Source organism: Rhodococcus sp. 7Tela_A2 (genome assembly GCF_049311045.1).
Lineage (GTDB): Bacteria > Actinomycetota > Actinomycetes > Mycobacteriales > Mycobacteriaceae > Rhodococcus.
Genome location: NZ_JAXION010000124.1, coordinates 1 through 12,234 on the forward strand (window position 1 = coordinate 1; position 12,234 = coordinate 12,234).

Annotated in this window: 12 protein-coding genes; 9 read left to right on the forward strand and 3 right to left on the reverse strand. The window is 66.6% G+C overall.

Annotated elements, in window-relative coordinates; translation table 11 throughout:
• Positions 1-979, forward strand: a 979-nt coding sequence (locus TVH25_RS18240; RefSeq protein ID WP_422425102.1) for a pyridoxal-phosphate dependent enzyme, incomplete at its 5' end; no start/stop codon positions are given.
• A 30-nt stretch (positions 980-1,009) separates the two neighbouring features.
• Here TVH25_RS18240 and treZ read toward each other — a convergent pair.
• Positions 1,010-2,773, reverse strand: a complete 1,764-nt coding sequence (gene treZ / locus TVH25_RS18245) for a malto-oligosyltrehalose trehalohydrolase (protein ID WP_422425103.1) — start codon at positions 2,771-2,773, stop codon at positions 1,010-1,012.
• A 103-nt stretch (positions 2,774-2,876) separates the two neighbouring features.
• Here treZ and TVH25_RS18250 point away from each other — a divergent pair, with 103 nt between their 5' ends.
• Positions 2,877-3,527: a TetR/AcrR family transcriptional regulator gene (locus TVH25_RS18250; protein WP_169653081.1), complete on the forward strand. Its 651-nt coding sequence runs from the start codon at positions 2,877-2,879 to the stop codon at positions 3,525-3,527.
• 6 nt (positions 3,528-3,533) lie between these two features.
• On the opposite strand, the gene TVH25_RS18255 is transcribed toward TVH25_RS18250, so the two are convergent.
• A complete protein-coding gene (locus TVH25_RS18255) occupies positions 3,534-3,947 on the reverse strand; it encodes a YchJ family protein (protein WP_169620133.1) in 414 nt (137 codons plus the stop codon).
• Positions 3,948-4,003: 56 nt separating this feature from the next.
• Here TVH25_RS18255 and TVH25_RS18260 point away from each other — a divergent pair, with 56 nt between their 5' ends.
• Positions 4,004-4,489 carry a TIGR00725 family protein gene (locus TVH25_RS18260; RefSeq protein ID WP_422425106.1) on the forward strand — a complete coding sequence of 162 codons (486 nt, stop codon included), beginning with the start codon at positions 4,004-4,006 and terminating at the stop codon, positions 4,487-4,489.
• 92 nt (positions 4,490-4,581) lie between these two features.
• On the opposite strand, the gene TVH25_RS18265 is transcribed toward TVH25_RS18260, so the two are convergent.
• Complete coding sequence (locus tag TVH25_RS18265; RefSeq protein WP_169620131.1) at positions 4,582-5,853, reverse strand: amidohydrolase family protein; 1,272 nt, start codon at positions 5,851-5,853, stop codon at positions 4,582-4,584.
• 413 nt (positions 5,854-6,266) lie between these two features.
• Here TVH25_RS18265 and TVH25_RS18270 point away from each other — a divergent pair, with 413 nt between their 5' ends.
• From TVH25_RS18270 to TVH25_RS18295, 6 genes are all read left to right on the forward strand, one after another.
• On the forward strand, positions 6,267-6,443 hold the full coding sequence (locus TVH25_RS18270) for a hypothetical protein (protein ID WP_422425108.1): 177 nt from the start codon (positions 6,267-6,269) through the stop codon (positions 6,441-6,443).
• Positions 6,427-8,418: a hypothetical protein gene (locus TVH25_RS18275; protein WP_422425110.1), complete on the forward strand. Its 1,992-nt coding sequence runs from the start codon at positions 6,427-6,429 to the stop codon at positions 8,416-8,418. The genes TVH25_RS18270 and TVH25_RS18275 overlap by 17 nt, the downstream gene beginning before the upstream one ends.
• 465 nt (positions 8,419-8,883) lie before the next feature.
• Complete coding sequence (locus TVH25_RS18280) at positions 8,884-10,461, forward strand: ABC transporter substrate-binding protein (protein ID WP_296550278.1); 1,578 nt, start codon at positions 8,884-8,886, stop codon at positions 10,459-10,461.
• 28 nt (positions 10,462-10,489) lie between these two features.
• A complete protein-coding gene (locus TVH25_RS18285) occupies positions 10,490-11,311 on the forward strand; it encodes an SDR family oxidoreductase (RefSeq protein ID WP_169620128.1) in 822 nt (273 codons plus the stop codon).
• A gap of 87 nt (positions 11,312-11,398) precedes the next feature.
• Positions 11,399-11,620: a helix-turn-helix transcriptional regulator gene (locus tag TVH25_RS18290; protein ID WP_169620127.1), complete on the forward strand. Its 222-nt coding sequence runs from the start codon at positions 11,399-11,401 to the stop codon at positions 11,618-11,620.
• Positions 11,617-12,234, forward strand: a 618-nt coding sequence (locus TVH25_RS18295; protein ID WP_422425112.1) for a hypothetical protein, incomplete at its 3' end; no start/stop codon positions are given. The genes TVH25_RS18290 and TVH25_RS18295, both read left to right, overlap by 4 nt.

Consider the following 12,234-nt stretch of genomic DNA (forward strand, 5'->3'; position numbering starts at 1 on the left):
GGCGGGGGGGTGGGTGGGGGCCGCCCGGGGGGGGGGCCCCCCCCGGCCGGCGGGGCGGCCCGCCGCCGCCGCCGCAGATGGCGCGCGGACCGGCGCGACGATGATCCCGCCGTTCGACGACGCGCGTACCGCAGCCGGGCAGGGCACCATCGCCCGCGAAATCCTGGAACAGTTGCACGGAGACCTCGACGTGCTCATCGTGCCGGTCGGCGGAGGCGGACTCATCGCCGGACTCGCGGCGTACCTGCGCGAACGATCGCCGCACACATCCATCGTCGGCGTGGAGCCTGCCGGTGCGGCATCGATGACCGCTGCGCTGGTCGCGGGTGGTCCGGTGACGTTGCCGGAGGTCGAACCGTTCGTGGACGGCGCCGCGGTCAAACGGATCGGTGATCTTCCGTACGCCGTGGTCTCCCGTCTCGGCGCGGAGGTCGTCACCCACTCGAACCTTCCGCTCGTGGCCGCGCTGCGCCGGGAGGGTCTCGGCAGCGGGCCGTTCGGGTTGGCGCAGGTCGACGAGGGAGCAATCTGCACCGCCATGCTCGAGCTGTACCAGAACGAAGGCGTCATCGCGGAGCCTGCCGGCGCGCTGGCAGTGACCGCGCTCGAGTCACTCGCGGTGCAGCCGGGAGCCAATGTCGTGTGCCTGGTGTCCGGTGGCAACAACGACGTCTCGCGCTACGGCGAGATCATCGAGAGGTCGCTCGTGCACCGTGGTCTCAAGCACTACTTCCTGGTGGATTTCCCGCAGGAGCCCGGATCGTTGCGCAGGTTCCTCGACGAGGTGCTCGGCCCCGACGACGACATCACTCTGTTCGAGTACGTCAAGCGCAACAACCGTGAGACGGGTGCGGCGCTGGTCGGCATCGAACTCGGTGCGGCAGAGAATCTTTCGTCGCTTCTTCATCGGATGGACGCGTCGCCTGTCGAGGCGCAGCGGCTCGAGCCCGGGTCGCCGGCCTACCGTTATCTGACGTAGGCCGGCGTCCCCGCCGACGGAGATTTCTCGTCAGACGAGCGGTTCCGATCGGGTCGCGCCGGTACGGGATTCGAGAATCACGAAGGAATGTCCCGGCACGAGCACTGCGGATTCGGTGCGATTGACGGTCGGTTCGTCCCACCACAGGATGGGGCGCCCTCCGACCGGTACCGTCACCGGATCCGGTCCCAGATTGCACACCACTCGTAATGCCCCACGGTACAAGGTGATCCAGCGTTCCTCTTCGTCGTAGGTGACGTGGAGATGCTCGAGCCACGGATCGCTGACTTCGGCCCGCGCGCGGCGCAGCGCGATCAGCTCCCGGTAACAGTCCAGCAGTCGTGCGTGCTCGGGTGCGGTGCGCTCGTCCCAGTTCAGTTTCGAGACCTCGAAGGTGGCCGGATCCTGCGGATTGGGAACGTCCTCGGTGTTCCACCCGTGTTCACCGAACTCCCGGCGCCGGCCCTCCACGACCGCCGCGGCGAGTTCCGGTTCGGGATGCGAGGTGAAGTAGCGGAACGGTGTACCGGCACCCCATTCTTCGCCCATGAACAGCATCGGCGTATACGGCGAGGTGAGGACGAGAGCAGCCCGAACGGCAAGCTGCCCGGCGTCGAGATAGGCACCGGGCCGGTCGCCGAGCGCCCGGTTGCCGATCTGGTCGTGGGTGCACGTGTAGGCGACCAGTGAACTCGCGGGCGTGCGGCGGATATCGAGGGGACGACCGTGTATCCGCCCGCGGAACGTCGAATACGTTCCGGCATGGAAGAACCCGTGTCCCAGTGTCTGCGCCAGGCATTCGAGAGACCCGAAATCGCCGTAGTAGCCCTGACGTTCCCCCGACACGGCGGTGTGGATCGCATGGTGGATGTCGTCGGCCCACTGTGCCTGCAACCCGTACCCGCCACCGGAGCGCGGGGTGATCATGCGGGGATCGTTGAGGTCGCTCTCCGCGATGAGGCTCAGGGGGCGTCCGAGATGCGTGGAGAGACGGAATGTTTCGACTGCCAGTTCCTCGAGAAGGTGGGTCGCGGTGTGGTCGAGGAGGGCGTGAACCGCGTCGAGCCGGAGCGCGTCGATGTGGAAGTCCCGGAACCAGCGGAGCGCGTTGTCGAGGATGTACCGGCGGACCTCGCCGGAGTCCGTGCCGTCCAGATTGATGCTGTCGCCCCAGATGCCCGGGGCGGGCGCCACATACGGGCCGAACCTGCCGAGATAGTTACCCGACGGGCCGAGATGGTTGTAGACCACGTCCAGCGCCACCGCGATACCTCGCGCGTGCGCAGCGTCGACGAAACGTTGCAGTGCGGCCGGGCCGCCGTAGGGCTCGTGCACCGCGTACCACAACACACCGTCGTAGCCCCATCCGTGGGGGCCGTTGAAGGCGTTGAGCGGCATGAGTTCGACGAAGCCGACACCGAGATCGGCGAGTTCGTCGAGCCGGCCGATCGCCGCGTCGAGCGTGCCCTCCTCGGTGAACGTGCCGATGTGAAGTTCGTAGAGGACGCTGCCCGGGAGTTGCCGGCCGGTCCACAACCGGTCGGACCACCCGCCGGGGTCGACGGCATGGAGTTGTGACAGTCCGTGCACCCCGTCGGGTTGCCTCGGAGAGCGGGGGTCCGGGAGCACCGTGTCGGTGTCGCCGTCGAGGACGAAGCCGTATCGGGCGTCGGGGGGGACGTCGACTTCGGCACGCCACCACCCTCGCCTGTCACGCTCCATGGGATGAAGAGCCTCGTCGGCGTACAACTGCACTGATGATGGGATCGGGGCCCAGACCTCGAAGGTATGCACCACACCAGCATGCCGTGTGTTCGCCTGCGGTGCAGCGTGTCACCTACGCCGGGACCGATTTCGGCGCGTCGGCGCTGCACGCGGTGCTGCTAGGGTGATCGTGATGTCCGAGCCCGTCCGAAGAACCTACAGCTCGCCGCTCAGAGAAGAAGCGGCGCGCCGGACCAGGGCCGCGATCCGTGGGGCAGCGGCGCGCCTCTTCGTTCGCGACGGATACGTAAGCACCACGGTGCGGCATATCGCCGAAGAGGCAGGTGTCGCGGTGCGGACCGTCTTCACCGCCTACCCCGGTGGAAAGGCAGATCTGTTTCGCGAAGCCCTCGACGAAGCCGTCGCAGGCCCCGGCGACACGTCGGCAACTCAGGGGCGTCCCACCGTGCGGCGACCCGGTGACCGCCCGATGACCGAGGCCGACCTGATCGTCGAGCGGGTCGTCGACTACGGCGCCGAGATGCTCGAACGTGCCGGCGGGCTCCTCATGACTTCCGTCGAGTCGTCGGGCGCCGACCCCGATATGCGCCGGTTCGCGGAAGAAGACGCACGTGCGACCGCCGACAACGCGCGCACCATCGCGGAAGGCCTGTACGAGGGCGGCTGGCTGCGTCCCGACATCACCGCCGAGCACGCCGCCGACGTGCTGTACACGCTCATCTCGCCGCAGGTGCACTCGCTGTTACGCCGTGATTGTGGGTGGGACATCGCGCATTACCGCTCGTGGCTCGCGTCGACGCTCCGCGCGACACTTCTCCGCTGACCGGATCTACCGGCCACCGTCGGCGTCGAGGTAGAGCCAGTCGCCGTTCTCCCGCACGAACCGGCTGTGCTCGTGCATCGAGTCGGACACTCCTGCGTGCGTCCAGTGGGCGCGGAACTCGACGGTGCCTTCCGCGTGGAGGAAACCCCCGCCGGTAGTGTGCAGGATTTCCAGACCGGTCCAGTGTTGTTCGGGATCCAGGTCGAGGCGTGCGGGCCGGGTGGACGGGTGCCAGGTGCGACGGAGATAGTCGACATCGCCGAGGACGAACGCGGTGTACCGCGACCGCATCAGTTGTTCGGCGGTCGGTGCGCTGCGCCCGGCGAGAAATACTCCGCAGCATTCGCCCAGGGGGATACCGCGCCCGCACGGGCACGCGGTGTCGGCGGAATGCACAGAATTCTGACGGCGTCGGACCATCGCGCCATTGTCCCACTGCCGCAGATCCCTCACCGAGGGGCGTGTGGTGGTGCAGAATGCCGACCATGCACGCTCAGCGATACGTCGGGGTGGTCGGACCGGGTGAGGCCACGCCCGAGCAGCGACGGATCGCCCGCACGCTGGGCGGTCTGCTCGCGGGGCGCCGCGCGATCGGGGTGACCGGGGGATTGGGCGGGGTGATGGCCGCGGCGTCCCGGGGCGCGATCGAGGCGGGCGGCACCACCGTCGGATTCCTCCCCGGTGACGATCGTGCCGACGGCAATCCGTATCTGACGGTGGCGATCCCCACCGGACTGGGCGAGATGCGTAACGCGCTTCTCGTCCGCAGTTGTGACGCTCTCGTGGTCGTCGGCGGCAGTTGGGGGACGATGAGTGAAATCGCGCTCGCGGTGCGAACGGGTGTGCCTGTCTTCTCCGTCGGCGGATGGAAGATGCCCGCTGGTGGCGTGCTCGACGTCGAATCTCCGGCCGAGGCGGTGGAGTGCGTGCACGCGCTGCTGTGGCGCCAAGAACCCCGGTAAGGCGCGCAACACCGGCCATCCGATGGGATGGCCGGTGCTGCAACGGATGCCGAGAGGAGACGGCGCCGTGTTTCCTGGTCCGGTACGGACGTCTACGAGTTCGCGAGTTCGTAACGCCGGCGGTACTCGCTCTTGGACGTCTCGCTGATGTCGACGTCCGTGGCCCGGGCGCGCAGAGCACCGACCGTCGCCTGCTCACGAGGGATGTGGGCGAACGGGTCCCAATCGAAGAACCGTGCGGCGTTACCGAAGGTGATCTTGTCGATCTCCTCGTCGGTGCACTCGGAGGCGACCAGTTCCTCCATGAGCATCTCGGGGGAGTTCGGCCACGTCGAATCCGAGTGCGGGTAGTCGCATTCCCACGCGATGGTGTCGATGCCCAAGTGGTTGCGGTTGTTCAGGCCGCTCGGCTCGGTGATGTAGCACGCCAGGAAGTTCTTGCGCCACACGTCCGTCGGGGTCATACCCGTGGGCAGGAAGCTCACTCCCGTCCACGACTGGTTGACGATGTGCCGCTCGAGACGGTCGAGCCACGGAGCCACCCAGCCCACGCCGCCCTCGCTCATGGCGAATTTGAGGTCCGGGAACTTCCGGAAGACCCCGCTCAGCATGACGTCGTTCGCGGCGATCGTGGAGATGAGCGGCGTCAGCACCATCATGTCGTCGATGTTGAAGCCTTCGGGCCGCTTGACCAGGCTGAAGCCGCCACCGATGTGCAGGCTGAGCACGATGTTGTGGTCGACGCAGGCCTTGAAGATCGGGTCCCAGTAGCCGGACTTGAAGTCCGGGTAACCCTCGCCGACACCGTAGGGAGTTTCGGGGATGCTGATCGAGCGGCAGCCCATGGCGGCGAGTCGCGCGATCTCCTTGACGGATTCGTCGACGTCGAAGAACGGGATGATGCCGAGCGGGATGAACCGTCCGGGGTGGGCGTTGGGGACTTCGCCGACCACCCAGTCGTTGAACGCCTTACAGGCGGCGAGGGACAGCTTCTTGTCGGGAAGGCTCGCCAGGTGGGTGCCGGCGAAGCCGGGGAAGGTGGCGAACAGCGTGGCGGCGAGGGTGCCGTTGGCATCCATGTCGCGCACGCGCATGTCCATGTCGTAGACGCCGGGACGCATTTCGGCGTATCCGGTGGGGTCCATGCCCCATTCGCTCTTGGGCCAGGAGACGACGGCGTTGAGGCCGGAGCTTCCCACGACCTTGTCCTGGAACAGCCAGGCCTGCACGTTGGGATTGCGCGGATGGGCGGTCAGGCGCGGTGCCTGGTCCATCAGGCTCTTGGGGAAATACTTTTCGAAGATGTCAGCTGGCTCCACGACGTGGTCGTCGATGCTGATCATCACCATGTCATCAATGTTCATTTGGGTCCGTTCCTCTCCTGTCCTGCGCGGTGAGCGCTCGCAGCGATCCCGGTCACACAAGAGAATATCGCTTCCATGCACGAGAATCAGGTTCAACACTACTGAAAATGGTGCTTCTTGGGAATCCTCGGCCGCCGGGGGTCGGGTTGGCCGTCGTTCCGGTAGCGGAGGTGGGTCCGAGGGAATGTCCGGCGCCCGCTCACCGCGCTGTCCCGTGCCGATAGGTTCCCCTTCGATCAATTCGCTGAAATGCCAGTTCAGCGATAGTTTTCGGGGCCGAAGACGCTAGGATCGGCCTCATGGTCCGGCACCGTCGACGAGGGATGTTCCGCGGTGCGGCAGAGGAGGTCGTGTGGCAGACGAGGACACCCGGCGAGAGGCAGCCGGTTCCGGGGGTCAGGGAGGACGTAGTGGTGGCGCAGAGCGGAGAGTTCCCCCTGCCGGTCGAGGACAGCGATCCGGCGACGGGGGCCGAGCGGTGGGGCGACTGGACAGCGGAGCAGAAGTGGGAGACGGCTCGGACGGTGCGGGACCCGGATCGGTGGCGGACGCAGAGCGTCCGGCCGAACCCGCTTGCGGTGCGTTGCTGAGAACGCCTCGGCGACCGAGCAGCTCTGTGGTCTCGACGGTGACGACCGGCCTGACGCCGCGGATCTCGTCTCCCTCGGCGAGCGCCTGACCGGCCTCCGCGTGCAGTGGCGTGAGCTGCACGACCTGGAAGCTCGACTCCGCAGCGAATTACACGCCTCGGGCATCGAGCCGGAGGTTGTGCCGAAGCGGGCGGTGCGTGACATCGCAACGGCCCGACCTTCCTGGCGGGAGCACCCGGTCACCGCCCGTCAATTGCAGATCCTCGAACGGCTCGAAGCCGAGACGGATGCGACGTTTCCGGCTGGGGCGACCAGCACCCGTGGCCAGGCCTACGACCTGATCGCCTCGTTGCTGGCCGGCAACATCCCGCAGGCGCAGATCAGGGACCGGCTCGCAGGACCGCTGTTCATGTTCGGCCCCGAGTCACTCAAGACCGCACCTCCGACCAGGACACCCGCGCCGGTAGCAACCGTGCCGAGGTCGAAAGCCGTGCCGGGGCGCCGTTACGACACCGCACGGTACGTGCTGACACGCCCGCTGACAGCGCGCAGCCCGCTCGACTGCCTCGACGAACCGGACGCGGAGGCCGACGCCGTAGCGAAGTCCGAAGTCGACCGCCCCGACCGGTTCTTCTCATGGGCGGACGGGCACTTCAAGGTCAAGCTGTTGGTCGCCCTGGCCGACCTGATGACCGATCGTGCATTCCGCGACGACACGTTCGTCGTCTTCAGGGCGATGCTCGAAGACCCTAGAGCCTGGGGGGAACTCGCCCACTACGCCGCCGAGGCGTTGTGGGAATCCCGCATCGGCCGGCCGGTGCAGAGCCCGGTCACCGCTGAGGTGACCGACACGATCGTCGAGGCGCGCACCGGTCGGGCACGAGCCGTCGAAGAGGACTTCCTCGACACCGTCCGACGCGCACTCGACGCGCGGGCGCCTGCACTTCTCGACACCGTCGAGCAGCGCAGCCGACACATCGACGCGATTCAGGACGGTATCGACCAGGCCGCAATCGTCGAGGTCGAGAAGTGGTCGACGAGGGGCCGCACCGCTTACGACCCGGCCGACCCGCTGATGCTGCCGCAACCCGACGTCGACCCGCAGGTCGCCGCCACGATCTCGAAGGTGCGCAATCGCACGGCACGCCAAGCGATCCGCGACCAGTGGTTCCACGGCGTCGAGCTGGCGCGATTCGAATACACCACCGAGGCGCGGCACGCTCTCATCGCCGATGTCGCAGTCGACCCTCGGCTCGTCGATCGGGTCGGGGGACGTCGTCCGGATTATCTGTCGGCCGTCGTCGGTGACTACGCCAGAGTCTTGATCGCCGAAGCTGCCCGCGGTGCATCGCCCTTGCGGCAGTCCGCGGCGAAGGCTCTGCTCGGGGACCATCATCCGCTGCCGATCGAAATGTTCGAACTGGCCTATGCCCAATGGGACCGCATCCACGGACCGGAACTGACCTGGGACGAGGCTGTCGCCGGTGAGTGGACGGCCTGGATGACGATGCAGTTGCGGCGTGATCCGCTGATCGGCTCGTGGGCGGGGCTGCCGATGTCGCCGCGCGCGCCGATGATCGAGATCGGCGTCGAGACCGCCTTTGCGGTCGTCGCCGAAGAACGCCCCGATCTGGTCGATGCGACCTCGGACATTCCGCGTGCGCGTCTGGCTGCCGAGCTGCGCGGGAACATCATCCCGAATCTGCCTGCACCCGACAGGCCGGATACCTCCGCATCGTTCACCGATGCCGGTGGATACTGTGCGTTGCGCTTGATCGACCATGTGGAGTCCGAGCGCCGCTACTTCCCGGTCCTCGGATGGGACTACACGCTCGACGGCGGTGCCTCGTTCACACAATGCGGCCACAATGCTCGGGTGGCGCTCGGCGCGATACTCGAGGCACGCGACAAGCCGGTGCCGGACTGGATCGAGCGCGTCTACCGCCCCTACGCCCAGGCTGATCCCACCTCATGACCGGGGTTACCGATTACGCCCGGAACGACGAATCGCAACGCGATCGCGGAAGTGGTTGAAGAAGAGGGGCTTTCACCGATCGCAGGCACGGGCACGGCAGTGCTTGCGCGGAACCGGATTGCACTGCGCCGCAGTAGGATTCCTCCGGTAGATTCACTATCCCTTCGTGAAGAATGACGTTCTGTAATGAGAGAACATTAGTATTACGCCCACGTATCCGCAAGGATTTCCGGGGAATTACTTTCCGAGTCGCCGAATTGCTTGGTGCCGTTGACAAATGGCCGATGCTCCATGACAGTGGGCGTGCACCGGGCGGCTTTGCTCCTCGAACCCGGTGCGATGTCATCTGTTTTGTCGGGCGCGCAGCGCTCGAATCGAGTTCTGTCGATCCGTTGCACTGCGCATGGGTGGATGTGTGCGCGTGTGGTTCGGGTCGCCCCTTGTTCCGCACGTCGAGAGGTCCCCATGTTCCGACCCCACCGCTTCCTACCCGCGATCGCGGCGGCCTGCGCCGCTGCCCTTCTGCTGACCTCCTGTGGCGGCGCCGAATCCGGCAACGTCGCCTCCGCGGCAGGCGCCGATGCCGGCGACCCTGTAGCGGGCGGCACCCTCCGCACGATCCAGATGGGCGAGCCGCGCAGCCTGGATCCCGCCGCACTCTCCAATACCTGGGCGCACCAGCCCGTGCTCGGCAACGCGCTCTACGGAACGCTGATGATCAACAATCTCGACACCCTCGACATCGAGTACAAGATGGCGACCGACTTCGCCACCACGGACGGGGGAGCGACCTTCGACCTCGTCCTGCGCCCCGGGCTGACGTTCACGGACGGCACACCGCTCGACGCGGCTGCGGTCAAGTTCAACTGGGACCGGCTGCGCGACCCCGCGCTCGGATCGACCGCGATCCGGCAGGCCGCACAGGTGGCGTCTTCGGAGGTCGTCGATCCGACCACACTGAGGATTGCTCTGGCGGCACCCAATCCGCATTTTCCGCAGGGCATGCTCACTACCTCGATGAACTGGATCGCCTCGCCGGCCGCACTGCAGAAGGGAGCGGCGGAGTTCGACCGTGAGCCTGTGGGCGCCGGGCCGTTCTCCTTGGAGAACTGGGTGCGGGGTGACTCGATCGATCTGGTGAAGAACCCGGACTTCTGGGACGCTCCCAAGCCGTACCTCGACAAGCTCACCGTCCGCACCGTGGCCGACAACTCCCAGCGGTTCAACATGATCTCCACCGGCGGCGCCGATCTGTCTCTCGAAGCGAGCTGGGGAACTCTGGCCAAGGCGGACGCAGCGGGTATCCCCGCCGAGGTCGTACCCGCAGGTGGCGGTCAGATCATGATCATGAACTCGGCGCGCGCGCCCTTCGACGATGTGCGGGCCCGCCGGGCGGTATCCCTGGCGGCAGACCTCGACGCCCTCAACAGCGTCGTCTTCAACGGCGAGGGTGAGATTCCCGAGACCCTGTTCCCCGAGGGCTCCCCGTACTTCGCCGACATCCCGCTCGCGACGAGCGACAAGGAGACCGCGCAGCAACTGTTCGACGAACTGGCAGCAGAAGGCAAGCCGGTTTCGTTCACCTTCATGTCCTACCCCACGCAGGAAACGAAGGCGGCCGCCGAGTCGCTGCAGGCGCAACTCGGTGCGTTCGACAACGTCGAGGTCAAGGTCGAGGTGGTGGACTACGCCGCGGCGACGGCCCGCGCCGGCTCGCGCGACTTCGACATGGTGATCTCCTCTGCGATCACTCAGGATCCGGACTACGCGCTGTGGACCGCATTCCACGGTGACTCTCCCGGAAACTTCTCGGGTCTCGACGACCCGGAACTCAACGACGCCTTGGATGCCGGCCGCGTCGCCGAAGGGGCGGACGAGCGCAAGGCAGCGTACGAGACAGCACAGAAGCGGCTCGTCGACCTGGTGCCCGGTATCTGGTACACCAAGGCCGCGCCCGCGGTGGTCTACAACGAGAACGTCCACGGCGTCCGGATGTTCACCCTCGGCTCACCGATGCCCGAAGAAATGTGGATGACGAACTGATCCGGTTCGTCACGGGAAAGGTGAAGCGATGGAACTGTCTTCGGCGCGGCATGCATTCGTCACCGGCGGGGCCAGCGGGATCGGTCTCGGAATCGTCGACGCGCTGACGCAGCACGGGATCTCCGTGACGATCGCCGATATCGATCGGCAGGCTGTCGAGGCGGTGACGGCCGAGCGGGGCCCCGCGATCTGCGGAGTCGGTCTGGATGTTCGCGATCGCGACTCCTGGGCGCAGGCGAAGGCCGACGCCGAATCGGTGTTCGGACCGGTGGACATTCTCGTCAACAACGCCGGGATCGGGTTCAACGGCCGCGACGTGGTGGATACGGACGCGGACGTTTTCGACCTGCTCGTTGCGATCGATCTGGCGGGAGTGTTCCACGGCGTCACCGCATTCGGTGCGCAGATGCGGGATGCGGGGCACGGGCACATCGTCAACACGGCGTCGGTCATGGGGCTCACGGCGGGTGCTCCGGGCCGCGGTGCCTACAGCGCGGTGAAGAGTGCCGTCGTCTCCCTGTCGGAGGCGCTCCGTGCCGAGATGGCGTCACACGGCGTGGGCGTGTCCGTGCTGTGCCCGGGACTCGTGAGGTCGAACCTCGATGCGAACACCACCCGGTTGGGAGGGCATGTGGAGGATGCTTCACACATCAAAGGCGCGGGAGATGTAGGGATGACACCGGCCGCGGCAGGGGCCTGCGTAGTGCGGGGGATCGCCGAGGATCTGCCCTACATCGTCACGCACCCGGAATATCTCGGGTACATCGAGAAGCGAATGGACGCCATCAGAGCCGCGGTGGAGGCAGTGGCCGCGGTGGAGATCGGGAGCGGAGCAGGGCCGGTGGCCTGACCTGGCCGGCCGGTGCGCTGCTGAGTGGGAACAGTTCGAAAGACAAGTATTCTTGACATGAAATGACAAGCAGGCTTTACTTCTGGCATGCCGGAGACACCGAGAGGCAACAAGGTCCGCGAGCTGCGCAAGCAGGCGCGCCTCACGCAGGCCGAACTCGGTACGGCAGTCGGGGTAAGCCGTCAGAGCATCGTCTCGACCGAGAAGGGTGATTACGCACCGAGTGTCTACCTCGCTCTGCGACTCGCTCGCACCCTCGGTACCACTGTCGAAGAACTGTTCCCACTCAACCCGGAGGGGCTCCCATGACCGCGTTTCTCAAGGCTGCTCGTGTCGTCGCCGACCTCGACGACGACTTCTACCACGACGAACGGCAACGCGATGTCTGGAACGAGGCCTCCGCGGTGGGGTTCCAGCTGTTCCAGTGGTGTGCCCTTGTGGTCGGGGCCGTCCTGCCGTGGGTCGCGGGCCGGGCCGGTGCCCACATCGCGATCGGTGTTCTGGCCACGTGGTTCGTCCTCTCGATGGTGACCATCGCCTATGCCCGCGCTCGAGATGTCGACGTCTACGCCACCGCGAAAACGCTACGTCCGCGAACCGTTTTCGCGGTCGTGCTCTACCTGGCCGGTGTCGCCGGCATCTACGTGGAACTCGCGAACCCCGTCGGCTACGACAGCGCGACCTGGGCAGGTATGGCCGTGGGGGCGTTCGTCGGCGCCGGTGCGGTGGCGGCTGTTCTGGTGTGGGTCCACCGCCGCGCCCGGCGCCGCGCAGCCGCGGAAGCAGCGCGGGACGAAACCGAGGTGGGAGCACGGAGCCCGCAAGTTTCGGGTAGTTTTTGCCCGCTGTGCGGGCATTTAACCACCAAGGTCAACAGACATCATCTCAGTCGCGCACCAGCGCCGCCACCGGCAGCGCTGCGA